The organism is Amycolatopsis thermophila, assembly GCF_030814215.1.
Taxonomy (GTDB): Bacteria; Actinomycetota; Actinomycetes; order Mycobacteriales; family Pseudonocardiaceae; genus Amycolatopsis_E; species Amycolatopsis_E thermophila.
In genome coordinates this window covers 5,994,421-6,018,402 of the sequence record NZ_JAUSUT010000001.1, presented here as the reverse complement: position 1 = coordinate 6,018,402, position 23,982 = coordinate 5,994,421, and the positions used below count along the sequence as shown (strand labels likewise).

Below are 23,982 nucleotides of genomic sequence, written 5' to 3'. Positions count from 1 at the left end.
GGGAACGCGTGGACGCGGAGGTGGATTTTCGTGCTCGTCGTCGGGTTCGGAGCCGGCGCGCTGCAGGCCAACTGCTACCTGCTCGCGCCCGGAGCGGACACCGCCTGCGTGGTGGTGGACCCCGGGCAGGACTCGGCCGGCGCCGTCGCCGGCGCCCTCGCCGAACACCGCCTGACGCCGGTGGCCGTGCTGGCCACGCACGGCCACCCCGACCACGTCGCCGACGCCGCGCTGCTGACCGCGGCCCACGACGTTCCGATGTGGATCCACCCGGCCGACCGCGGCCTGTACGACGGCGGAGAACCCGCCGACGTCCGCGAGCTGACCGGTGCCCCGCTGGAACTGGCGGACCTGGTGATCGAGGTCGACCCGGCGCCCGGCCACACCGCCGGATCGGTCGTGTTCCGCGTGGCCACGCCGGAGGGCGGGCGGCTCGCCCTGACCGGCGACACGCTCTTCGCGGGCTCGATCGGCCGCGGCGACCACCGGCGGCTGGGGGAGTCGCTGCGTGACGTGCTGCTGCCGCTGCCCGACGACACGGTGGTGCTGCCCGGGCACGGTCCGGCCACGACGATCGGCCGCGAGCGGGCCGGCAATCCGTTCCTGAGCGGGGCGCGCAGCGTCGTTCCGGTGCCGTGATGGGGGAGAACGTGACCGGGGAGCCGAGGAAGCCGGCGGAACCGCAGCGGCTGCCGCTGCACCAGGAGGACCCGGGCCTGGCCCGCAAGCGGCTGGTCTCGGGCCTGGTGGGCGTGCTGATCATGGCCGCGGCGTTCGGCGGCGTCGCCGGGCTGATCGGGGGGCGCGTCGCGGGGCTGGTCGCCGCGCTCGTGGTGGGCCTGCCGCTGCTCTACGTCGTGCTGTGGAACGTGCGGCGCAAGCTGTGGCTCGAGGGCACCGCGGTGCTGGTGCGGACCTGGCGCACGCGCCGCGTGGACCTGACCACGGCGCGGCGGATCGACCTGCTGGTCACCGACGTCCGGGGCGCGCGCACGGTGAGCCTGCTGTTCAACTCCGGGCAGCGCGGCCAGGTGGTGAAGATCGACGTCGCCGTCTACGCCGGTACCGGCGGCCGCGAGCTGCCCATCCTCACGCTGCGGCGGCTGGCCGACGCGCTGGCGGACAACATCGAGTCCAACGGGCTGGTGTTCGCCGAGCTGCTCGTCGCGCAGCTGCGGGCGGAGGCGCGCGGCGCGGGTGTGCCGGAGCGGCCGTTGTACCAGCTGGCGTCCGCGGCGCCGTCGGGCAAGATCGCCCAGCGGTTCACGATGGAGGCGGTGAGCCGGTTCGTCGCGCGGCTGGGGTGAGGCCCGCTTGCCGCCCGTCGCGGCCGCCGAGCCGGTTCTCGATCGCGGTCAGCTGCTCGCGGATGCCCTCCAGCTGGTAGACGATCTCCGGCAGCTCCTCGGCGGCGAAGGTCGCGAGCCGTTCGAGGTGCCCGGCGGCGTCGCGGAGTTCGGTGAGCACGATGGCGATGCGCGGCAGGCTGGTGAGCGCGCGGGCGGCGCGGGCGGCGGCCCGGGACACCTGCCCCGGCAGTGCGTGGACGACCAAGACCCCTCCCCACGGGATGCCAACCGTGTGCCCGGCCTTCGTACCCCATCACGGTGGCGCTGACCGGGCCGGGGTCGTGGGCTGGGGCTCATGAGCACTAGTGGGGCTGATGTGACTGACGGGTTCCCGGCTGGCGATGACCGCGGCGAGCACCGTGGTCACCGGGACCGCCGCGACGATGCCGACACTGCCCGCGAGCGTGCGCACGATCTCCTGCGCGACGTCCTGGGAACCGAGGATCGCCCCCAGCCCGACCCCGGAGATCGACGAGTACAGCATCACCGGCAGCGCCGCCCCGGCGTAGGCCATGACCAGGGTGTTCACCGCCGAGCCGACGTGGTCGCGGCCGATCCGCAGCCCGGCCGAGTACAGTTCGCGCCGCGTCAGGGCCGGGTTGGCGCGGCGCAGCTCCCACACCGCGCTGGTCTGGGTGACGGTGATGTCGTCGAGCACCCCGAGCGCGCCGATTACGATGCCGGCCAGCAGCAGGCCGCGGGCGTCGATGCCGTGGCCCAGCGACGCGATGAGCGTGGAGGTGCTGTCGTCCAGGCCGGTCAGCGAGGCCGCCGCGGAGAAGATCGCCGACAGCGCGCCGATCAGCGCCAGGCTGGCCAGCGTGCCCAGCACGGCCACCGAGGTGCGCGCGGACAGCCCGTGGGTCAGGTACAGGGCGATGAACATGATGAGCCCGGCGCCCACGATCGCCACCAGCAGCGGGTTCTCCCCGGCGAGGATCGCGGGCAGGACGAACGCCACGAGCACCACGAAGCTCAGCACCAGCGCACCCAGCGCGGCCAGGCCGTGCCAGCGGCCGAGCACCACCACGGCGATCGCGAACAGCGCGGCCAGCACCGCGAGCGGGAGACCGCGCTGGAAGTCGATCAGCTGGTAGGAGGCGGGGTCGGCGGCGTCACCCCCGTTGTAGGCGAGGACGACGTGGTCGCCGGCGCTGAAGCGCGGGGTGCTCGGCTCGATCGGGACCGTGAGCTCCACGGTCCGCCCGCTGCCCGGTCCGTCGGTGAGTTCGACCCGCGCGCTCAGGCACGGTTTGGCGCCGGGATCGGGCTGGTCGCCGACCTGCACCTGCCCGGCGGCCAGGCACGGTCCCGAGGTCGCGGTGGTGATGGTGCCGTGCACCGGGGTGCCGGAGGAGATCGCCGAGGTCGGTGCGTCCCGCCCCCACGGGTAGAGCAGGAGCACCCCGGCCACGGTGGCGACCGCGATCGGGCCGAGCAGCCAGGCGAGGAGCAGCTTCACGCGGCGGGACGCCGGGGCTGCGGGGCCGTGTCCGTGCCCGTGGGCTGTTCCGGCGCGCCGGGGGCGCGCGGCGCCGGGACCTGCCGCGCCCGCGGTGGCGTCGCGGTCACCCTGAGCCGGGCGTGCTGCCCGGCGGGGGGTGCTGTCCCGTCGCGTGCTGCCCGGTGGGTCCGGGGTCTCCGGGGCGCCCGCGGCCTCGTCGCGACGGCGGTGGGCGGCGGGCGCCGGGGTGCCTCGGTGCCGGCGGCCGGTTTCGCCGTCCGGGTTGCCGAGTTCGCCGTCCGGGCGTGCCGGTTCCCGGGCTGGGCGGCTTCCGGTCGCGGGCCGTGCGCCGGGTGCGGCGTGTTCCCCGGTTCCCGCGGTGCGGCGCCGTGACGGGGGAGGGCCGCCCCGGCCCGCCGGATCGGTGCCGGCGCTGTGCCGGCCGGTGTCGTCGCCGTGGGTGGGCCAGGCGGGTGCGTCCCCGGCGTAGCCGCGCGCCCGTCGCGCGCGGCGGTGCGCGGGGTCGGCAGCAGGCGGCGAGGCGGGGACGCGGCGGATGGGGCCGGTGTCCGCGTCGGCGTTGTCGTGCTGCACCGGATCATCGTGCCGCCCGGCCGGATCACTCCGGCGGGTGGGTCGCGAAAATCTTCGGCGAAACCGCGTAACAGCGCCCGCCCTGCCGCGTCCTCCAAGCGAAGACCCCGGGATGTGAGGGAGGCCGATCATGGACGCGGAAATGGTCGAGGAGCACCAGTTCGTCAGCCTGGACGGATACGACATCCCGGTCTTCTCGCGGTGGAGCTACACCACGGCCGACCCCTACGCCGTCACCCTGTCCTTCCGCGCCGACCGCGGCAGCTGGGTCGAGTGGTGCTTCGCGCGGGATCTCCTCGTCGCCGGGCTGAGCGGGCCGGCCGGTGAGGGTGACGTGCGGATCCGTCCGGACCTGTCCCCGGACCCCGACCAGATGCTGATGGAGCTGGAATCGCCGGACGGGTACGCCGTGGTCGAGTTCGGCCGCGAGGCGGCCGCCCGGTTCGTCGCCTCCACGCACACGCTGGTGCCCCTGGGAGCGGAAAGCGCCTTCGTCGACGTGGACGGGTTCATCGCCGCGATCACCAAGGTCTGATCACCGTTCCCGATGCTCGACGACGGGGTCGTACTGCCCAAACTGGACGCCTCGCGGGCGCCGCGCACGGCGGCGAATCGACGACGCTGGTGACCGCCGGGCGGGGGCACCCCGGCGACGGTGCGCAATACGCCCTCAGACGGTGCCGGGCCGCCGGCGGCCAACGGAATCGAGGTGTTCGTCCGCTAAGGGCCGCGGGGGCCACCACTGCATCGGTGACGGCCGAGCGTCCGAGGTCCGGCGGCTCGCTCGGCAGTGGAGAGGGCGACGGTGCGGCCCCGCCGCCGCCCCTTCCGCTGTGGAATCGGGAACCCCAGCTGTCGGGCGTTGGGGACGGAGAGCCGAGGCCCGCAGGGTTACTGCAGTTCCGAGTGGGGCGTGGGTCACCTTGATCCCGTCGACGAGCAGGAAGCTCTGCCCCCTGGGGCCAGGGCCGCTCGTTCCTGTTCCTCCTCGAACCGGCGGATCCACACACAGCCGCCCGGGTCTTCCTCGTCCACAAAGGACCCCGTGGAACGGCGGGGTCGACCTCGCCCGCGACGAGATCTGACGCCGGTGACTATTGTGGAGTCCGGCTTGGGTGCCGGGGAGGCCGCCTGCTCGACCTTGCGGGGGCCGGGACGGGCTCGCTGGAGAATGCCCTGGCGGCGAATCCGGCGCGGACCGCGGTACTGGAGGACGCAGGTGTGGTGCGCCGCGAGGGGAGTGACGTGGTCGCCGTCCCCGCGTTGCAGGACGGTCCCGCCTCCTCCACCATGGCGTCCGCACGGCTGAGCTCCATGTGGCAGGCGGTCGCGGCCGCCGCCGGCGAAGCCCCGGCGGGGTGGGACGCGCAGAGCGACGACGTTCTGCTCGATCAGGGACGTGCCTCCGCGGGAACCGGACACGCGCTCGCCACCCGTCTCGTGCCCTCCCTGCCGGGGCTGGCCGACCGCCTCGCCACCCCGGGAAGCCGCGTTCTGGACATCGGCACCGGGACCGGGGCGCTGGCCCGGGATCTTCCGCACGTCCACGTGACCGGGATCGACAGCTTCGAGCGGGCGATCCGGCTGGGCCGCCGGGAACTGGACGGCGCAGGCCCCGGCGCCGACCGGATCGAACTGCGCCATCAGGACGCGGTCGATCTGCGCGAACGGGATCGCGACGACCTGATCTGGCTGCCCGCGCCGTTCCTCTCGGACGAGGCGGTTGCGGGCGTGTCTCCCGCACGTGGCGGCCGCCCTCACCGAAGGGGGCCGGCACCAACCCAGCACCGGGCGAGCCGTTGCTCGCGGCCGTCGCGAGCTGGACAGCGGCGCGCAACGGTGGCAGCGCCCTGACCTCGCGCCGGATGATCGAGATGCTGGGCGGCTCCGGGTTCGAGGACCTGCGCCGGACACCCACGGTGCCCGGCGGTCCGGCTCTCGTCGCCAGGCAGCTGCCGGAACGCGGTCGTCGCCCGGGAGTCAAGCCGGCGGGCGCGTCCACGCGGGAGGCGGGGTGCCTGCCATCGCTGAGGTGAGCAGCCGGCGCAGGGTGGTCTCCGTGACGGGCGCAGGGTTGGCGTAGGGGGCGGCGAGGACGCGGGTGACGACGGTGTCCACTCCGGCCTGCGGCATGCCCAGCCGAGCGAGCGACATTTCGGCGCCGAGGTTCCGGGCGAGGCTGTACAGGTGCGCCGCGGGGTCCTCGGCGTCGAGTGCTTTTTGCAGGGCTGTGAGTGCCTGCGGGGCGGCGGCGAGGTTCACGGCGAGCACGTGCGGCAGGACCGCGGTGTGGATCTCGGCATGCGGCAGGTCGAATGCGCCGCCGAGCACGTGACACAGCTTGTGGTGCAGGGACATCGTCGTCGCCCCGAGGGCCGACCCGGCGAGCCACGCGCCGTAGAGGGCGTCCGCGCGGGCGCCGAGGTCGTCGGTGGCGGCGACGACCCGCGGCAGCGCGCTCGCCAGAGCCCGGACGGACTCCGCCGCCATGAGCGTGGTGATCGGAGATGCGTCCGGTGCGTAGAGGGCTTCCGCGGAGTGCGCCAGCGCGTTGATGCCGCTGGTCAACGACATCGCCGCGGGCAAGGTGACCGTGAGGGACGGGTCGTAGATCACCAGCGCCGGGAGCACCCGCGGATCCCGGCCCGTGGTCTTGCCCAGGGAGTCGGTCAGGCCCCACACGGAGGTCATCTCCGACCCGGCGTAGGTGGTGGGGACGGCGACGATCGGCAGGCCGGTCTCCTTCGCGATGGCTTTGGCGAGCCCCACCGCGGACCCGCCGCCGACCGCCAGGCATCCGTCGGCGCCGCTGTCGCGGGCCCGGTCCACGGCCGCCGCGGCGGTTGCGACCGGCACGTGCATCTCGGCGTGCGGGTGGAGCCCGGCGACGCGCTCGCCGAGCGGTTTCGCGAGTGCTGCCGCGAGGCCGGCCTGCGGCGGTGTGGACACGACCAGCAGCCGCTTCAGTCCCAGCCGCTCGACCTCGTCGGTCAGCCGGTCACGCGCGCCGACGCCGAAGACGACGCGTCCGGGCCTGCTCTCGTGGACGAAGTCGCGCGTCATCGCCCGGCCTCCCCGAGGGGGTCGAGGACGACGTCGAATTCGAGCAGGCGGAACGGGTTCCCGACGCCGTAGTGCTCGGCCCGGGCGGGGTCGTCGACGACGGTGACCGGGCGGATCAGCGACTCCTTCACGCCGAACACGGTGTCGGAGTCCAGGTAGGGGCTGCCCTCGACGAACACGTGCGTGGTCAGCGAGGCGTGCCCGGCGGCTTCGGCGATCAGGTGGATGTGCGCGGGCCGGTTCGGGTGCCGCCGGGTGGCCGCCAGCAGCTGTCCCACAGGCCCGTCGTCCGGGATCGGGTAGTAGCGGGGGACCACCGTGCGCAGCCAGAACCGCCCGTGCTCGTCGGTGGTGAACAGGCCGCGGAGGTTGCGTTCGGGCTGCACGTCCGGCTGCTGGACGTCGTAGAACCCGGCGCCGTTGGCCTGCCACACGTCGACCACGGCCCCGGGCAGCGGCGTCCCGTCGCTCGAGGTGACCTGCCCGGCGAACACGCACGGCTCGCCGTTCCCGTCGAGGGAGATGGTCGCCCCCAGCTCGCGGGGCGGGGACTCCACCATGTGGAAGGGCCCGAGGACGGTGGTGTCCGTGGCCGCGGCCGACCTTCGGTTGTTGATGGCGTCGACCAGCATCGAGACGCCGAGCACGTCCGACAGCAGCACGAACTCCTGCCTGGTGTCGTCGCACATGTGGCCGACCGCGGTGAGGAAGTCGATGCCGGCCTGCCACTCGGCGTGGGAGGGTTCGACGTCCTTGACGAACGCGTGCAGGTGCTCGACCAGGCTGGTCAGCACCTCCTTGAGGCGCTGGTCCGGGGTGTTCCGCAGGCTCTCGACGACGACCCCGGCGGAGTCCTCCTCGCTGAACCCGGAGCCGGTCCCCGGCCTCGCTGACTCCTCGGCCGTCATCGCACGTCCTCCCGATCCCGTGTCGTGGCCCAGCCGGGCGCGTCCAGGTCCGCCTGCCGCAGCACGGCCGCGGAGGCGTCGTAGGCCATCCGCGCCGACTCGGTCGCGGGCCGGGCGTCGAGGTCGTCGGAGAAGACCTCCACCGACACCGGCACGGTGATCCCGCGCTCCCGCAACGCCTGCAGCAGACCCTGGGTGTCCCCGGCGCCTTCACCGGGCAGGAGACGCCCGTGGCGGGACTCCTCGGCCATCTGCGGACCGGGTTCGGCCGCGACGTCGCACAGCTGCAGCGAGGTGAACGCCGGGGCCGGGATGTCCGCGAGGTCGGCGACCCGCGCCCCGGAGCGGAACCAGTGCCAGAGGTCGATGATCACTCCGCCGTTCGGACGGCCCGCGGCGGCCACGATCTGCCACACCTCGCCGAGGGTCCGGACCCCGCTGTAGGGAAGGAACTCGAACCCGACGAGCAGGCCGTGATCGGCCGCCCGGTCGCAGAGCGCACCGAAGGGCTCCACCAGGTCCGCCAGCGGGTACTCGCCGAACATCGGCACGTTGAGCTGGCGCGCCCCGATCCGGTCGGCGAATCGGAAGATCGCCTCCTCCACGGGGTCCGGGCCCGGCGCCCAGTCCCAGAGGTGCTCGAGCTCGAGCACCCGCAGACCGTGGCGGTCCAGCAGGCCGCGGATCTCGCCGTCGGACAGCCCGGAGTCCAGGTAGTCGGAGATGCGCAAGCCGATCCCCGCGAACCCCGCCGCGGCCACGGCCGACACGCGCGTGTGCAGGTCGGCCCAGCGCAGCGTGCTCGCGCTGCAGGTCAGGTGTAGGTCTGTCATCGAATTCCTCATTCCCCGGCGTGTGGGTCACCGGCTGTTGCCGAACCTGCGAGCCATTTCGCGCCCTCGTCGTAGAGCTGTTGCACCGCCGGCCCGGTGAGGCCGGGGAGACCGGCCTTCACCGTGAAACCCGCCTTCGTCTGCAGGTAGGCGAGATGGCGGTAGCCGGCCGGGAACCGGCCGAGCAGCTCGGGATCGAGCGCGAGCGAAGCGCCGGGGTCCACGACGTCGAGCCGGTCCTTCTCGTAGATCGGCTGCCTGCGCACGATCGTCCACGCCCCCTCGTGCCGGGCGCAGAAGTCGTAGAACCGTCCGGTGCACACCACGTCAACCAGCACCCCGTCGACCTCCGCGCGCTGGTTGATCGTCATCTTCGTCTGGGCGATGGCCCGGTCGCCCGCGACGTCGGCGCTGTGCCCGCCGAGGAAGTGCAGGATCGAGACGCCGCGGTCGAAGCCCTCACGCGAGACGGCGATGAAGTCCCGGGCGGGGCCCTGGAACCACGTCGCGGTCATCCACCCGTCGACGGGGTGCCAGACGGTGGCGAAGCGATCCCAGTCACCGGCGTCCCGCCAGATCGCCCAGTTCTCGACCAGCTGGCGGATCGCGGTCCGGTCCTCGGCCGGAGCCGGCGTGGCCATCACGCGGCCAGGAAGGTGTCGAGGGCGGCCAGGACGGCGGCGGGGCGTTCCTCGACGACCCAGTGCCCGCAGTCCGGGATGGATCCTCCGGTGACGTTCGTGGCGAATTCCCGGAGCATGTCCACGATGCGGGGTCCCCATCGGTCCGCGCCGCCGAGGGCGAGCACGGGGATGGTGAGGGGTTCCTGGGCGAGCCGGCGGTTGTCCTCGGCGTCCTGGGGGAACGCGCGGTACCACTCGAGTGAGCCGCGGGTGGCGCCAGGTTGGGCCAGCGCTCGGGCGTAGAGGCCGATCTCCTCGTCCGTGAACGCCGCGTGGTTGGTACCGCGGTCGCGGAAGAACGCCTCGACGTAGCCGTATTCCCGGCCCTGGATCAGGAACTCCGGCATGTCGCGGTGCATGTGGAACGGGAAGTGCCACACCTTCGGGTCCGCGAAGATGCCCTCCCAGAGCGAAGCGCCGGGCAGTGGCGCGTCGAGGAACCCGAGGTGGGTGACCGTGTCGCGGTGCGTGGCCGCCCAGGCGTAGGCCACCATCGCCCCGATGTCGTGACCGACGACCTTCACCCGGTCGAAGCCCAGCAGCTTGCGCAGTTCGTCGAGTTCGTGGGCCATGGTGACCTTGTCGTAGCCGGTCAGGGGCTTCGACGACTGCCCCGCGCCCTTGAGATCCACCGCGATGACGGTGTGGGTGCGTGCCAGCCCGGGAATGACGTGCCGCCATTCGTACCAGGTCTGCGGCCAGCCGTGCACGAGCACGAGCGCGGGCCCGGAACCGGCGACCACGGCGTGCAGACGTACGCCGTCGGCCACCTCTTTCGTCACGTGGTCGAACTCCACGGGAGAATCGGACATCTGGTCAGCCTTCCTTCGTGGTGGTGAGCGGAGCCGGGCCGTCCCCCAGCAGGGCGGGGGAGTGCGGAACCGGGACGCGATCCCGGTAGACCCGTCCCTTGACGACCATGCACAGCGCGCCGATCGCGATCGGGACGAGGAGCAGCAGGAAGACCTGCTGGAACCCGAGCCCGATGCTCGCCAGCGCGGTGCCGGCACCGCCACCCGCGACGGCACCGGCCCGCGACATCCCCGCTGTCCAGCTGGTGCCCGTCGAACGGATGGTGGTGGGGTAGAAGGTCGTCGAGATGACGGTGTACCCGGTCGAGATCGAGTTGGTGCACATGCCCAGTACGAAGATCAGGACGGCGAGCAGCAGGGTCGACCGCGGCGACACGGCGATGAGCAGCGCCATCGCCGCGCCGAGGATCGAGGTGAGGACGAGCGTCCGGTGCGGGCCGGTCCGTTCCTGCAGCAGTCCGATCACCGCGCAGCCGATCACCCCGCCGACCTGGAGCAGGGTGGTGAGCAGGGAGATCTCGCCGGTGCTGAAACCCGCCGCGGTGAACAGGTACGGCAGCCAGGTGTTGGTGAGGTACACCGTGAACATCACGGCCATGTAGCCCAGCCAGAGCGTGAGCGTCCCGGTCCGCAGCGGCCGCTTGAGCAGCAGCGCGATCGGGTAGGCGCGGGTCCGCGCCGTGGTCTCGCGGGCGAAGACGGTTCCGGAATGGGCGCTGCCGGGCTCGATGCGGGTGCAGAAGCGGACGAGCCGCTCGTGGTCACGACCCGAGTTGGCCAGGAACCGCGGAGATTCGGGAAGCCGCACCAGCACCACGACCAGGATCGCCACCCCCACCAGACCACACAGCACGATCGCCGTCCGCCACCCCGCCCCGGCCACCACGAACGGGATCGCGAGAGCGCCGATGGCCGCCCCGGCGGGGAACCCCGCCCAGATGATCGCGACGGTGGTCCGCCTGCGCCGGGTGGGGACCGTCTCGGTGACCAGCGCCGCGACGTTCGGCATGGACGCGCCGAGGCCCAGCCCGGTCACCAGGCGCAGCAGACTGAAGGCGAGGACACCGGTGGTCAGGGCGGTGAGCAGGGTCGCGGCGGCGAACACCGCGATCGACCACGCGATCACGGTTCTGCGACCGAACCGGTCCCCGAGCGGGCCGGCCACGAACGAGCCGAGGCCCAGCCCGGCCAGGCCACTGGTCACCGCCGGGGCGAGCTGGGCGGTGGTGACTCCCCAGTCCGCCTTGAGCTGCGTGGCGAGGAAGCCGGCGACCGTGACCTCGAGGCCGTCGACGACGATGCAGAGCAGGCAGGCGAACAGGGCTGCGAGCTGGAACCTGCCCAGCGGATTTCGATCGATGACGGCGCGTACGTCGACTGTGCCAGTCGCAGACATTGAGACCTCGCATCTGTGGGGGACTCGGATGGTGCCCGTCGGGGCGGCGAAGGGATGGTCGCCGGTCCCGCGCGGCGGCCGCCAGCCTCGACTGCCATCCAGTGGCAGCTGCCGCTGAGCGGCACGGCGACGGGGACCACCCGGCTGCCGGGAATCGTGGGCGGCCCGGTCGTCCAGGTGCCGCCTGTGTGGAGCGACCTCGTCCAGGCCAACGGCGTCGACGCGCCGGCGTGGTCGACGCACTGCGGCGGGATCCGGCGGACGGCTGCCGCACCCGGCGGGCACGGCGCTGCTCCACGGACGCGAGACCGGGGCGCCGAGACTGTTCCGGGCACCTGCAGGCGATCTCGGCACTGCCGGGCCGAAGGAGTTCGGTCGTCAGCTGAGCCGCCGGGAGATCCCGAGGGCCGCCGTGCGCACTGCCGGCCCGAGCGCGTCCACCCGCAGGTGCGAGTGCGTCACGATGCCCAGGGCACCCTGCAACCTGCCGGAGCCGTCGTGGATGGGTGCGGCCACCGACACCGCACCCAGGGTCATCTCCTCGTACGAGTAGGCGACGCCGTGCTCCACCGCCGCGTCCAGTGCGGCCGCCAGCCGTCCCGGTTGGACGATCGTGTTGCGGGTGAGGGCGGCCAGCCCGGCCGCGGCGAGGTCGCGCCACACCTGCGGCGGGGAGAAGGCGAGCAGCACCTTGCCGACGGCGGTAGCGTGCAGCGGCAAGCGGCCGCCGACGAGGGTGGCGGTCGGCACGGCCCGCCGGCTCGAGATCTTCTCGACGCACAGCGCCTCACCGTCGTCGAGCACCGCGAGCTGGACGTTCTCCCGAGTGGCCTCGCAGAGGTCCTGCATGAACGGAAAGGCCGCCTCGCTGAACACCCGTTGCCGCGGCGCCAGCGAGCCGATCCGCCACAGCCGGATCCCGATCCGGAAGTGACGGCCGTCGGGCAGGCGTTCGAGTCCGCCCCAGGCGACCAGCTCGCCGATCAGCCGCCGGGCCGTGGAGAGCGGCAGATCGGCCCGGGCCGCGATCTCGGTGAGGGTGAGCGAGGGGTGCGCCACGTCGAAGCAGTCCAGCACCGCGAGGAGCCGCCCGGAGACGCTCTGCCCCGGACTGGAGGAATTACCGGCCATCACTCCCGCACCTCCGGCCGGACTTCTCCACGTTCAGCAATCGACGTTGCCCGCACGGCTCGCCGGAAAGGATCAACCCGCCAGCGACTGGGCCGCGGTGCGTACCACCTCGAAACTGCGCAGCGCATCCTCGGCCGTGACGAGCGGCCGGGCCCGGCCGGCCGCGACGTCCGCGAAATGCGCCAGCTGCCGCGCGAAGGCGTCCGCGCCCTGGACCGGGACACGGCTCTGCGCGACCGGTTCGAGCCAGGACGGCTCCGGCTGCGTGAACACCGTCATGTCCGGCACCGAGACGGACCCTCGCGAGCCCGCGATCAGCAGGCAGGGCTGCCCCGGGTGGTACGGGAAGGCGGGATCGTCGTCGGTGGCCTGGTCCCAGCCCCACGGCGACACCGCGGAGTCGGAGCCGACCAGGGTGCCGATCGCGCCGTTCTCGAACCGCAGGGCGAGCCCGGCGGTGTCCTCGACCTCGAGCCCGCGGGCCTTGTTCGAGGCGATCGCCTGCACCGAGGTGATCTCACCCACCAGATGACGGAGGAGGTCGACCTCGTGGATCAGATTGATCAGCAGCATCCCGCCGCCGGGGCGCCGCCGTCGCCACTCGATCTCGAAGTAGGCGTCCGTCTTGTGGGTGGCCCAGACCGCGGCGACGGCGCGGATCTCGCCGAGCCGCCCCTCCTCGATCAGGGACCGGGCCGCGGCCACCGCGGGGTGGTGGCGCCGGTGGTGTCCGACGAGAACCCGCGCCCGCGGGTCCTCGGCGACCCGGTCGAGCAACGGGCGCGCCTGCTCACGGTCGACGGCCACCGGCTTCTCGACGAGGACCGCGACGCCGGCGTCGAGGCAGTCGAGGGCGTGGGCGACGTGCATCTCGCTCGGGCTCGCCACGATGACGCCGTCGAGGTCTCCGCGCGCCAGCATCTCCCGGTGGTCGGCGTAGCGGGCGACCTCCCGCAGCTCGTCCGGCACGGGCCGGTCCGAACCGAACGTGGGATCGGCCACGGCCACCAGGCCGGCCCGGTCCGAGCGCGCGATGAAGCGGCTGTGCCGCAGGCCGAACGTGCCGGCCCCGATCAACCCCACCCTGCAGCGCTGCGCGTCTTGTCGTGCCATGAACGGAGGCCTCCCGGTCCGTGCGGTTCCTGTGCCGGGATTGTCATCGCCGCACCCGTCGAGGCACCACAACCGAGTGCCACTGAGTGGCACCCACTTTCGGCCCGGCGACGCAGTTCCTCGGTGATCGTGGTTTCTGCTAGCCTCGCCGTGGCGAACAGACAGGTCTGTCTGCCGACCTTCACTGCTCGCCGCTCAGCCCGCTCTTCGAGGGAGTGACACCATGACTGGCACAGGTTCGGCGTTCGACACTCTGGGACTGACCGCCGACGAGGTCCTGACGACCACGCGCGCAGTTCGCCGGCGCCTCGATCTGACCCGGCCGGTTCCGCGAGAGCTGATCCAGGAGGCGGTGAAGGTCGCCACCCAGGCCCCGACCGGCCGCAACCAGCAGCAGTGGGACTTCGTCTTCGTCGACGACCCGGCGACGAAGGCGGAGGTCGCCGACCTCTGGCGGGCCGGCCTGATGGCCGGCTCGCCGGACGAGCACCACGGTGCGCCACTCCCGAGCCGGATGAGCTTCGCGTCGGCGGAATGGGGACGGATCCGCGGAAGCCTCGGCCACTTGGTCCGGCATCTGCACGAGGTGCCGGTGCTGATGATCCCGGTGGTGCGCGTCGCATGCCGCGAGGAACTCGCCACGACCCGCGGGCAAGCGCACAACTGGGGCTCGGTCCTTCCCGCGGTCTGGAGCTTCATGCTCGCCGCGCGGGAACGCGGCCTGGGCACGGCGTGGACCGCCGGCCACCTGAACTACGAGCGGGAGATGGCTGATCTCCTCGGTATCCCGTTCGACACGACCGTCCAGGTCGCGTTGATCCCCATCGCCTACACGATCGGCACCGACTTCAAGCCGGCGCCGCGGGCCGACGACAGGAACTTCAGCCATTGGAACCGCTGGTAGGCACCGGCATGCCGCCGCGATCGCCAGGGGCGTCGCGCTGTGCCGGCCGGCCGTTAGGCTGAGCTCCGTGTCCACCGACGCCTCCGCAACTCCCCGTGAACGGCTGCTGGCCACCGCCGGCGAGCTGTTTTACCAAGAGGGTGTGCACACGGTCGGGATCGACCGGGTGATCGCCGAGGCCGGAGTCGCCAAGGCGACCCTGTACAGCGCGTTCGGCTCGAAGGACGGGTTGATCGCCGCGTACCTCGAGGACCGCCATCGTGCTCTGCGAGAGCGCGTCGAGCGGGCGATCGGTCGCCGGTCTTCCCCGCGGGACGGGCTGCTCGCGATCTTCGACGTCCTGATCGAGCTCGCGGGCGAGCCCGGCTACCGAGGCTGCGCCTTCGCCAACGCGACCGCTGAGGCTCATGCCGAGAGCGCGGCCGCCGCGGCCGACGCCTATCGCGCGTGGTTGCGCAACACCTTCTCAACGCTCGCTTCACAGGCCGGAGCTGCGGATCCGGACGCCCTGGGGCAGCAACTGCACCTGCTCTGGGACGGGGTCGCCCAGTCGGCGCGCATGGATCGAAGTCAGCGCGCCGGACGCGTGGCCCGGGACGCCGCAGCCACCCTCATCGACGCGGCAGTGGTGGCCGCCTCATCCTGATCTCCCGAGCTGATCAGCTCAGGTTGATCACGGGAAGAACTCGCTCGCCGGGTACCCCGCGTGCGGACGGCACCCGGCGTGCCGGTCCGCCGGAGCCGGTCACCGTCCACAGGGGACGCTCAGCCACTCCTGCGGCGGCACGCCCAGGCGGATCTGGTCGAGTTGCGTCAGCAGTGTGTCCAGGCGGCCGGGGTCGGCCAGGAACTCCAGCGCCGCCCGGTAGAAGGCGTTCGTCATGGTGGCGGGCATCAGGTCGGAGGCGTCGAAGCACAGCGTGCCGCCCGAGCGGAGCGTCTCGGCGACCTTGCGCGCCGTCGGGTTGCCCTCGTACACCCGCAGGTCCACCGAGCGGGTCGCCGAGAACGCGCTGCCACCGCTGACCCGCGGCCAGACCTCCTGCCCGGCCGGGCTCGCGAGGTAGCGGATCAGCGCCCGCGACGACGGGTTGTCGGTGAACATCCCGGCGAGGTCCGCCGACACCTCGGACGTCCCCGGCGCCACGTCGGGTCCGGCGGGCGGGACGGCGACGAAGTCCAGCGCCCGCCCGGTGGCGGGGTAGCGGGCCAGCATGAACGACCCGTCGTGGTCGAAACCGCAGCTCTGCGGGCTGTTCAGCATGCCCGTGGCGGCGTCGGCGAAGTTGGTGAGCAGCACGCGGGCCGGGTTGTCCCCGACGGTGCGGGCCATCAGCGCGCCCCACGTCTGCCACGCCCGCCGCACGACCGGCGAGGTCCAGGCCAGCTGCCCGGCCGCCCACTGCCGGTAGCTGTCCGGGCCGGCCTGGTGCAGCAGGACGTCCTCGATCCAGTCGGTGCCCGGCCACCCGGACACCGGCGGCGCGCTCAGCCCGAGGCACCACGGCAGCGCGCTGGTGGCCGCCGCGAACTCGTCCCAGGTGCGCGGCTGCGTCAGGGCGTGCAGCGCCGGGTTGAACCACACGATGCTCTTGAGGTCGACCTTGACCGCGATGCCGTACAGGTGCGCCTGCCCGGCCGTCTGCAGCTGGAGCCACTGTGGACCGTAGATGTCCGCGGGCGCGCCGCCGAGCACGTCGTCCAGCGGGTACAGGTTGTGCGAGCGCACGTAGGTGACCAGCTCGCCCGGGTTCGGCACGACCGCGATGTCCGGCGGGTTGCCGTTCTGCACGTCGGAGGCGAGCACCTGCGACACCGCGCGCGTGCCCTGGTACCGGACGCGGACGCCGGTCTGGGCGGTGAACCCGGCCAGCACCTGTTCGAACGCCGCGCCTTCGGCACCGGTCCACGACGCGAGCACGGTGATGGTGCCGGCGCCGGTGGCGGGTGCGCAGCCGGCCAGGCACGCGGTGAGCAGCAGCAGGGCGCCGAGCAGGTGTCTCATGAGCGGAACCGGTATTCGTCGAGCCGGGGGTGCAGGCCCCACCCGGCGAGGACGGCGATGGCGAGCGTCACGGCGGGCACGACCAGGGGCAGCTGGTTGGTCGCGGCGGCGGCGTCCAGCCGGTCGTTGACCTCGCGAGTGCCCGCGGCGGTGGTCGCCTCGTCGGGGATCGAGCCGGTGACGCCGGCCGGCGCCGGTCCCGCCGCGTCGACGGTCGCCCCGCAGCGCCCGTCCCGGCAGTGCGCGGCGACCAGCCGGAGCAGGTCGTCCTGGCCGTCGGCGTCGGTGAAGGCCATCCGGCGGTCCCAGCCGGCGAGGACGGTGGTGAGCCGGTCGCGCGCGGTGTCCAGCCGGTGCGCCGCGACGAGGGTGAACATCATGCTCGCGCACAGCCCGAGCAGCAGCGCGGTGGCGGCCAGCAGCTGCGGGTTCAGGATGCGCTGAAAGCGCTTCCCGAGGTAGAGCTGCGTGACGCACAGCAGCGCGAGCAGCAGCGCGACGGGGCCCGCCCACAGCGCGGGTGTAGCCGGGTGCAGCCAGCCGCTGGTCAGCTGACTCGCCAGGGCCTGCTCCTGCACCGACCGCAGTTCGTCGAGCTGCTCGAGCACCCCGTCGGAGGAGTGCAGCAGCTGGGACGAGGCGTCCCACAGATCGGCGGTGCCGACGACTTCGCCACCACCCTGGCGGTAGTGCGCGTCGGCCTGCGCAACCGCCGCCCGGTAGGCCGCGAGCAGTCCCTCGACCAGACGCAGGATCCGGCTCCCGCTCTCGCCGGCCTCGTTCAGCTCCGCGACGCGGGTCAGGCTCTGGCCGGCCAGCGCGGTCTGCGTCGCGTACTCGGTACCGGCTCCGGCGAGCCGGACCTCGCCGGAGGAGAAGCTGTGCACCGCGGCGCGGTCGGCCCGGATCAGCGCCGATTTCGCCGCCGTCACCTCGATCACGGCCTGGGCGGTGCGGTCGCGCACGGTCTCGGCGGCCACCTGCACGCCGCGCACCGTCGCGAACGAGGTGGCCAGCACGGCGACCGTGCTCACCAGCAGGGCCAGCCGCAACCGGACCAGCACGCGCCGCGTCGTCGACGTCACCACAGCGACCTCGCCCGCACGGCATTCGCCCGGTCGATCAGCACGGCGTGCTCGTTCGCGGTGCGGGCCTGGCGGGACAGTGCGCGATAGGACGCCTCGAGGCGGTCCCGCAAACCCTTCTCCGACACCGGATCCCCGAGCACCGGCCCCGGCGGGAGCGCACCGTCGCCGTGCTCGAGGACATACCGGAAAGCGCTCTCCTGCACGGTGGTCGCCAGGCGCTGCCACGTCTCCTCGCCGTCCAGCGTGAGCGTTCGCAGCCGGTCCGCCGCCGTGGCGATGTCCTCCGCCGACGGCCGCGGGCCACCGGGCAGGTGGCCGGCCAGGATCCGGACCGCGGCCACCTCCGCCCCGTGGCGGTGCAGCGAGATCTCCGGAACCTCGTCCAGGATCGCGACGGCCGCGGCCCGTTCACCGGCCCGCAGCCGGACGCGGGCCAGCCCGAACGCGGCGCTGACGTACAACCGGTCGCACACCCACACCGACTCGTAGAAGCGGGCGGCGGTGTCCGGTCGCGCCAGGTGCTCGGCGCAGAACCCCAGCGCCAGCTTGGGTGCCGGCTCACCCGGCGTGGACCGGTAGACGTCGTCGAACAGGTCGGCGGCCTCGCTCACCCGGTCCTCGGCCAGTGCCAGCAGCCCGCGGTGCCAGCTGGTGCGCCAGTCGTGGTGGGCCCGCCAGCCCAGGTTCCGTTCCGCGGCGGCGAGGCAGTGCGCGGCCGCGCTCTCGTTCCCGGCCTCCAGGTGCGCGCGGGCGCGGTGGAAGTCCACCTCGACCGACGCCGGCAGGACGGCCAGCTTGGTGAGCAGCCGCGCGGGGTCCGGCGCGCGGACGGTGCGCAGCAGCGGGGTCTGCGGATCGGCCGGGTCGGGGTGGGGGACCGGCAGGCCGGTCGCGACCGCGGCCGGGGCCGGGCGCCCGTCGCCGAGGGTGGCCGTCCCGCCGGTGGTCCACGCGGTCAGCGGCGGGGCCAGGCTCAGCCCGTCGTCCAGGAGCGCGGCCGACTCGGCGAACACCTCCGAACGGGCCGGGCGCGGCCGCCCGTCGGCCAGGCACCGGACCTCCCGCAGCACGCCGCGCACCTGCCGCAGCATCTCCGGCACGTCGGCGAACCGCCGGTCGTAGTCGGTCCGCGCGCGCGCCACGAGCCGGCGGAACGATTCGGCGCCCGGATCGCCGGCGCCGCACTCGACGAGCTCGTCGAGCATCACCCCGACGGCGTGGATGTCGGCGCGCTCGGTCAGCCCGTGCTCGCGGATCTCGGTGCGCCCGACCAGGTAGGGCGGAGTGCCCAGGACGACGCTGTCCCGGTCGCCGGTGCGGCGGATCGCGCCGAAGTCGATCAGCTTGACGGTGTCGCCGGTGCGGATCACGTTGTCCGGCTTCATGTCGCAGTACAGCAGGCCCTGCCGGTGCAGGTAGTCCAGCGCGCCCAGGATCTGCACGGCGGCGGCCAGCGCGTCGGCGATCGAAAGGCCGCCGGACTCGCGGACCGTGCGCAGCGAGGGCCCGTCGACGTGGTCCATCACCAGGTACCGCTGTCCCCGGTGGCTCACGACGTTGAAGATGCGGACGATGTTGGGGTGTTCCAGCGCCGTCAGCACCCGGCTCTCGTGCTCGGCGAGCTTGATCGCGGCGGTGTCGTGCGGGCGGGTCAGGCCCTTGAGCACGACCTGCTTGCCGTCGAGGTTGCGGTCACGGGCGAGGTGCACGAACCCGAACGCGCCGCGCGCGAAGCACGTGAGGACCTCGTACTGCCCGGCGACCAGCTCGCCGGGCCCGAGCGCGCTGCCTGGCTCTGGTGGCTCTTCCTCGAAGCCCACTCACCACAGGTTACGACACGGCCCCGGTGCGTGGCTAGGAGCGGGCGCGCAGGTAGGCCGGGTCCGGGGCGGGGATCGGGACGTCCGGGCGGTCGCCGAGGATCTGGCTCATCGCGTGGAAGTACGGTGGCGCGGCGACCGTGCCGCCGAACGCGCCGTGCCCGCACGAGCCCAGGTGGACCGGCGTGCCGGGGCAGATCTCCTGCGGGTGCGGCCCGTCGGCGAACACCATGGACGACACGGCGTAGTCGTCGACGCCGCCGACGAACGCCACCGACTCGCTCTGCTGCGTGGTGCCGGTCTTGCCGAAGTCCGCGTGGTGCCACCCGGCCGCGGCGGCGGCCGCCGCGGAGGTGCCCGACACGGTGTCCTGGCTCAGCCCGGACAGCAGCGAGTTCGCCAGCCCCGGCGGCACCGCCTGTTCGCACGCCTGCTGCTTCACCGGCACGGCGTGGCCGTACCGGTCGGTGACCGACAGGATCGGGTTCGGCGGGCACCACGTGCCGCCGCTCATCAGGGTCGCCGACACGTTGGCCATCTCCAGCGGGCTGACCGGGCTGTTGCCGAGCGTGAACGACAGCTTGTCCTGGAAGTACTGCGACTGCGGCTCGCTGTACTGGGTGTTCGACGACGACGGATCCGGCTTGGCGCCCGCGTCGCTGGTGTTGAGCGTGGTGCGCAGGCCCAGCCGACGTGCCATGTCCAGGACCGCCGGCATGCCGACCTGCTGCTCGAGGTTGACGAAGGCGACGTTCGGCGAGGTGGCCAGCCCGTCCCGCAGCGAGATCGGGTCCGGGTAGTTGACCCCGTCGTTCTGCACGCAGTACGGCGGCGTGTACCGGTTCGCGCCGGGCTGGGTGAAGCACTGTCCCGCCTGGTTGGGCAGCGGCGTGTCCAGTCCCGCCTTCCCGGACTCCAGCGCCGCGGCCGAGGTGAAGATCTTGAACGACGACCCGGCGCCGAACACGTTGCCCGTGCCGGCGATGATGTTCGTCGACGTCTCGCCCGCGGCCGGGTCCGTGCCGTAGTTGCGGTTGGCGACCATGGCCAGCACCTCGTGCGTGCTCGTGCCGGGCCGGATCACCGCGAAGGTGTTGGCGACACCGTCCTGGGTGGTCGGCACGTTGGCGTCCACGGCGTCCTTCGCGATCCGGCTCACCCGCGGGTCCAGGGTCGTGCGGATGACGTAGCCGCCGGTCTCCAGCTGGTCGGCGGTGAACCCGGCCTGGATCAGGTAGCTCTCGGCGTACTGGCAGAAGAACCCGGCGTCGGGTGCGGCGCCCAGGCAGGTGCTGGCGGGCACGTCCGGCCCGTCCGGCAGCACGCCCAGGGGCGCGGCCTTGGCCGTGGCGGCGTCGGCCTCGGTGAGCGTCCTCGTGCTGACCATCGCGTCGATCACCAGGTTCCGCCTCCGCAGCGCCTGGTCGGGATGGGTGTAGGGGTTGTAGACGCTGGGGTTGTTGACCATCCCGGCCAGCAGCGCGGCCTGCGGCACGGTCAGTTTGTCCGGTGTGGTCCCGAAATACGCGTGCGCGGCCGCGCCGACGCCGTAGATGTTGCCGGTGAACTCGACCACGTCCAGGTAGCCGGTGAGGATGTCCTCTTTGGATTCGGTCTGTCCGAGCTGGACGGCGATCTTGGCCTCGCGCAGCTTCCGCGCGAGGGTGTCGGCCTGGTCGGCCAGCTGCGCCGCGCGGTCGCCGCGGTCGACCACGTTGATGAGGTAGTTCTTGACGTACTGCTGGGTGATCGTCGACCCGCCCTGGGTGCTGCCGCCGGAGGAGTCGTGCAGCGCGGCGCGCACCATGCCCTTGACGTCGACGCCGCCCTCGTCGTAGAAGCGCCGGTCCTCGATCGACACGATCGCGGCCTTCATCGCGGGGGAGATGCCCTCGGCGGTCACCGGGAGGCGGTACTGGTCGAACAGCGTCGCGATCGGAGTGCCATCGCGATCGGTCACCGTGGTCACCAGCGGCTGCTGGCTCGCGGCCAGCGACGCGGAGATGCCGTCGACCGCGTCGGCGACCTGGTTGGACAGCACACCCGCGCCGAGCGCGACCGGCGCCACCACCCCGGCGACGAGAACTCCCGCGACCGCGCAGCACGCGAGGAACCTGGGCACACCACGAGACAGACGCACTCGCCGGAGGGTAACCGGGCGGGGGTGAAGGCCCGGTTGCCGGAATCGTCTTTACCTTGTGTAGAACCGGTCTTGACCTCAGCGCGCCGGTACGCACTCCACGGCCAGCGCATCGCGCACACCCTCGGCGCCCCGCTCGGCGAACGCCCACAGCGCGCTCGCGGTGCGCAGGCCCCGCTCGTGGCTCAACGGGGGCGGCGGCGGGTAGCGCACCCGCAGGCCCCGCTCCAGGAACGGGTGCTCGCTCAGGTACTTCGCCCCACCCCGCCCGCACAGGTAGGTGCCGGCGCCCACGGCGGCGGTGAGATCGGCCAGCCGCTCGGACCGCCCGTCGCGCGAGGGCAGGTCGCTGCTGCGCACCACCGCGCCGCGCCACCCGAGTCGGACCAGCATCGCCCGCACCGACACCTCGGCGACGACGGCCAGGCGTTCGTTGAGCGCCAGCGCGGTCAGGACCTCGTCGACGATCCCGGCGGTGCCGCCCCAGTGGGTGCAGCGGCCGTAGTACTGGCGTACCAGCCGGGACACGGTCCGATGCGTGCCGTGCGGGTCGGCCAGGGTCAGTTCGTCGATGCGGCTGTCCCGGCCGCGCGGCCGGTGCACCGGCAGGGTCAGCCAGCGCTGCGACTCCGGGTCGCCGGGCGCGGCCAGCCGGGCGCGGTGCTGGTAGTCGCGGGCGTTGAACTGGACGTCGTCGAGCACGACCCACACGTCGGCGCGGAACAACTTGGCCAGTGTGGACAGTCGCGGAAAGAGATTCGGTTGATGGACGGCGCAGGAAAGCGTCTCGGGCACGGGCCGTATGGAATCACAGCATGCGGCTCGAGAATCCGGCGGCCACCAGCCGCCGATACGCCGAATACACGATCGGGGGAATTTTCTGCGGAATCGCGAATCCCTTTCGGGGATACTCGATCAGCCGTTGGAAATCGCCCACGATCATGTCGATCAGCTCGGTCCCGTGCCGCGTCCGCAACGCGTATTCGGTCAGCGACACCGGCGCCGACGCGCACACCGGCTCGACCTCCGGCCACACCTTGCGAGTGGTGGCGAACGCCCGGCGTTCCATGTAGGGCATGGAGACCAGCATCACCGTCGACACCGCGATCCCCGCGGCGGAAAGGACCTCGCGCGAGAGCGTGATGTTCTCGCCGGTGTTGGTGGCGCGCGGTTCCACCAGGATCGCTTCGTCGGGCACGCCGAGTTCGAGCGCGCGCTCGCGGTAGTGCACCCCCTCACCGCGCGGGAAGGCGCGGGCGGTCTCGCGGCTGTTGCCCCCGCTGAACACCACGACGGGGAAGAAGCCGCGGTGGTAGAGCTCCGCGGCGTGCGCGGCGACGCCGAGATCGTTGCAGCCCAAGGCCACCGCCGCCGAGCACGGCTTCGGGTGGTGCCGCAGGCGGTGGAACTCCCAGACGAGTTCGGCGTCGGCCCACACCCGGTCGAGCAGTGCTTTCCGCATCGTCGTTCTTACCGGCACCCGAATCCGCGGCGGATGCCGTCGATGCTGCGCACTTGGTGCATCAGGCCGTAGCGGGTGGAAATCTCCGCGGTGCGGTCGAGAATGGCGAGACCGGAATCGGCGGTGGCGCGGTCGGAGAGCAGGATGTGCGCGTGCGCGGTGTCCAGCCGCACCTGCTGCAGCGGGGTGTCGTCGACGCGGTGGGACAGCGCCACCTCGATCGCCCGGCCGGCCGCGGCCAGATCGCCCGCGCCGCGGTGCGCCAGCGCCAGTTTCTGGTGCGCGATCGACCAGTCCGCGGGTTCCTCCAGCGCCTCGAACTCCCGGATCGCCGGCACGATGTGCGCGGTGGCCGACTCGTGCAGCCCGCGCTTGCTCAGCGCCGTACCCACCCACAGCCGGGCGCGCGTGCGGTCGTGCGCCGAGAGCCGTTCGTCGGCGGTCAGGCTCGCGTACCGCGCGGCGGCCGACTCCAGCTGCCCGGACATCTCCTCGATCACCACCAGCTGCAGTTCCAGCTGCGCCACGCGGCGCGGCGACTCCAGTTCGGTGAACACCCGCAGCGCCTGGCGGTAGACGTGCTCGGCGGACAGCGGCCCGCGCAGCGCGCCCTGGTCCTGCCGCACCTCGCCGAGCAGCCGCAGCGACCGGCCGTAGAGGTACATGCCCTGCCGGTCGGAGCTGTTCGGCTCGAACCGCCCCAGCCACCGGTCCAGCAGCGCGCGGGCGAGCCGGAACTCCTGGCGCCCCAGGCACGCCACCGTCCGGTCCAGGTCGTCGGTCCAGGACTCGTAGTCGTAGCGGGGAGCCGGAAGCGTCGCGCGGTCGGTGTCGCGCGCCTCGGTCACCAGCACCTCGAATCGGGTGCGGGCGGCGGCGTCGGCCCTGGCCAGTGCCGTGTCGAGGATGGCCTGGGTATCCGGCCGCGGCACCGTGGAAGCGCCGCCGCTCTCCCATTTCGCGACCGTGCGCGCGGCGACGCCGAGATAGGCGGCGAACCCCCGCACCGACTGGCGGAGGGCGTGCCGCAGCAGCCGCGCCTCCCGCCCCGTCCACTGCTGGGCGGTCGCCGCTCCCGGAGGGTTCGTCCCGGCCACGCGATCAGGGTAACCACATCGAGCGCCGGCAAGTACACCGAAAGTGCAACGGTGGTTCGTTTCCGTCACGAGTTCGCTCGTTCAGTCTAGAGCCAGGCACTCGTCGCCGGGTTGACTCCTTTGTCCCGGGCCGATCCCCG

The 23,982-nt window shown here is 72.8% G+C and carries 23 protein-coding genes; 6 read left to right on the top strand and 17 right to left on the bottom strand.

The window, feature by feature from the left end; translation table 11 throughout:
- Positions 1-30: 30 nt before the first annotated feature.
- On the top strand, positions 31-639 hold the full coding sequence (locus FB470_RS29555; protein ID WP_306996716.1) for an MBL fold metallo-hydrolase: 609 nt from the start codon (positions 31-33) through the stop codon (positions 637-639).
- Entirely contained in the window at positions 639-1,307 is a 669-nt protein-coding gene (locus FB470_RS29550) for a hypothetical protein (protein ID WP_306996714.1), read from the top strand. The genes FB470_RS29555 and FB470_RS29550 overlap by 1 nt, the downstream gene beginning before the upstream one ends.
- Here the strand turns inward: FB470_RS29550 and FB470_RS29545 are convergent.
- On the bottom strand, positions 1,264-1,554 hold the full coding sequence (locus FB470_RS29545) for a hypothetical protein (protein ID WP_306996712.1): 291 nt from the start codon (positions 1,552-1,554) through the stop codon (positions 1,264-1,266). The two genes, FB470_RS29550 and FB470_RS29545, sit on opposite strands and share 44 nt — an antisense overlap.
- Before the next feature lie 48 nt (positions 1,555-1,602).
- Positions 1,603-2,811 carry a YibE/F family protein gene (locus FB470_RS29540; RefSeq protein WP_306996710.1) on the bottom strand — a complete coding sequence of 403 codons (1,209 nt, stop codon included), beginning with the start codon at positions 2,809-2,811 and terminating at the stop codon, positions 1,603-1,605.
- A gap of 706 nt (positions 2,812-3,517) precedes the next feature.
- On the opposite strand from FB470_RS29540, the gene FB470_RS29535 reads away from it, so the two are divergent.
- Positions 3,518-3,922, top strand: coding sequence for an SsgA family sporulation/cell division regulator (locus FB470_RS29535; protein ID WP_306996708.1), 405 nt, complete (start codon positions 3,518-3,520; stop codon positions 3,920-3,922).
- Positions 3,923-4,608: 686 nt separating this feature from the next.
- Positions 4,609-5,241, top strand: coding sequence for an SAM-dependent methyltransferase (locus FB470_RS29530; RefSeq protein ID WP_306996706.1), 633 nt, complete (start codon positions 4,609-4,611; stop codon positions 5,239-5,241).
- A gap of 126 nt (positions 5,242-5,367) precedes the next feature.
- Here FB470_RS29530 and FB470_RS29525 read toward each other — a convergent pair whose 3' ends face one another.
- The 8 genes from FB470_RS29525 to FB470_RS29490 all read right to left on the bottom strand — a co-directional run bounded on the left by FB470_RS29525 (position 5,368) and on the right by FB470_RS29490 (position 13,326).
- A complete protein-coding gene (locus tag FB470_RS29525) occupies positions 5,368-6,450 on the bottom strand; it encodes a maleylacetate reductase (RefSeq protein ID WP_306996704.1) in 1,083 nt (360 codons plus the stop codon).
- Positions 6,447-7,358, bottom strand: a complete 912-nt coding sequence (locus FB470_RS29520; protein ID WP_306996703.1) for a dioxygenase family protein — start codon at positions 7,356-7,358, stop codon at positions 6,447-6,449. The genes FB470_RS29525 and FB470_RS29520 overlap by 4 nt, the downstream gene beginning before the upstream one ends.
- A complete protein-coding gene (locus FB470_RS29515; RefSeq protein WP_306996701.1) occupies positions 7,355-8,191 on the bottom strand; it encodes a sugar phosphate isomerase/epimerase family protein in 837 nt (278 codons plus the stop codon). Before FB470_RS29515 ends, FB470_RS29520 begins: the two co-directional genes overlap by 4 nt.
- A gap of 8 nt (positions 8,192-8,199) precedes the next feature.
- On the bottom strand, positions 8,200-8,832 hold the full coding sequence (locus FB470_RS29510; RefSeq protein ID WP_306999549.1) for a nuclear transport factor 2 family protein: 633 nt from the start codon (positions 8,830-8,832) through the stop codon (positions 8,200-8,202).
- Positions 8,832-9,686, bottom strand: coding sequence for an alpha/beta fold hydrolase (locus FB470_RS29505; RefSeq protein ID WP_306996699.1), 855 nt, complete (start codon positions 9,684-9,686; stop codon positions 8,832-8,834). The genes FB470_RS29510 and FB470_RS29505 overlap by 1 nt, the downstream gene beginning before the upstream one ends.
- Positions 9,687-9,690: 4 nt before the next feature.
- The gene (locus FB470_RS29500) at positions 9,691-11,082 is read right to left on the bottom strand and encodes an MFS transporter (protein WP_306996697.1); all 1,392 of its coding nucleotides are present in this window, start codon (positions 11,080-11,082) and stop codon (positions 9,691-9,693) included.
- A 378-nt stretch (positions 11,083-11,460) separates the two neighbouring features.
- Positions 11,461-12,213, bottom strand: coding sequence for an IclR family transcriptional regulator (locus FB470_RS29495; RefSeq protein WP_306996695.1), 753 nt, complete (start codon positions 12,211-12,213; stop codon positions 11,461-11,463).
- 72 nt (positions 12,214-12,285) lie between these two features.
- Positions 12,286-13,326 carry a Gfo/Idh/MocA family protein gene (locus FB470_RS29490; protein WP_306996693.1) on the bottom strand — a complete coding sequence of 347 codons (1,041 nt, stop codon included), beginning with the start codon at positions 13,324-13,326 and terminating at the stop codon, positions 12,286-12,288.
- 223 nt (positions 13,327-13,549) lie between these two features.
- On the opposite strand from FB470_RS29490, the gene FB470_RS29485 reads away from it, so the two are divergent.
- Complete coding sequence (locus FB470_RS29485; protein WP_306996690.1) at positions 13,550-14,230, top strand: nitroreductase family protein; 681 nt, start codon at positions 13,550-13,552, stop codon at positions 14,228-14,230.
- Between the two features lie 67 nt (positions 14,231-14,297).
- Entirely contained in the window at positions 14,298-14,876 is a 579-nt protein-coding gene (locus tag FB470_RS29480) for a TetR/AcrR family transcriptional regulator (RefSeq protein ID WP_306996689.1), read from the top strand.
- A 99-nt stretch (positions 14,877-14,975) separates the two neighbouring features.
- Here FB470_RS29480 and FB470_RS29475 read toward each other — a convergent pair whose 3' ends face one another.
- The 7 genes from FB470_RS29475 to FB470_RS29445 all read right to left on the bottom strand — a co-directional run bounded on the left by FB470_RS29475 (position 14,976) and on the right by FB470_RS29445 (position 23,842).
- Positions 14,976-16,235 (bottom strand): ABC transporter substrate-binding protein, encoded by a 1,260-nt coding sequence (locus FB470_RS29475; protein WP_306996687.1) that lies wholly within the window; start codon positions 16,233-16,235, stop codon positions 14,976-14,978.
- On the bottom strand, positions 16,232-17,320 hold the full coding sequence (locus tag FB470_RS29470) for a hypothetical protein (protein ID WP_306996685.1): 1,089 nt from the start codon (positions 17,318-17,320) through the stop codon (positions 16,232-16,234). The genes FB470_RS29475 and FB470_RS29470 overlap by 4 nt, the downstream gene beginning before the upstream one ends.
- Entirely contained in the window at positions 17,317-19,143 is a 1,827-nt protein-coding gene (locus FB470_RS29465) for a serine/threonine protein kinase (RefSeq protein ID WP_306996683.1), read from the bottom strand. The genes FB470_RS29470 and FB470_RS29465 overlap by 4 nt, the downstream gene beginning before the upstream one ends.
- 34 nt (positions 19,144-19,177) lie before the next feature.
- Complete coding sequence (locus FB470_RS29460; RefSeq protein WP_306996681.1) at positions 19,178-21,283, bottom strand: transglycosylase domain-containing protein; 2,106 nt, start codon at positions 21,281-21,283, stop codon at positions 19,178-19,180.
- A gap of 78 nt (positions 21,284-21,361) precedes the next feature.
- Entirely contained in the window at positions 21,362-22,078 is a 717-nt protein-coding gene (locus tag FB470_RS29455) for a WbqC family protein (protein ID WP_306996679.1), read from the bottom strand.
- Between the two features lie 13 nt (positions 22,079-22,091).
- Complete coding sequence (locus tag FB470_RS29450; RefSeq protein ID WP_306996678.1) at positions 22,092-22,745, bottom strand: YdcF family protein; 654 nt, start codon at positions 22,743-22,745, stop codon at positions 22,092-22,094.
- An 8-nt stretch (positions 22,746-22,753) separates the two neighbouring features.
- The gene (locus FB470_RS29445; RefSeq protein WP_306996676.1) at positions 22,754-23,842 is read right to left on the bottom strand and encodes a helix-turn-helix domain-containing protein; all 1,089 of its coding nucleotides are present in this window, start codon (positions 23,840-23,842) and stop codon (positions 22,754-22,756) included.
- Positions 23,843-23,982 lie beyond the last annotated feature (140 nt).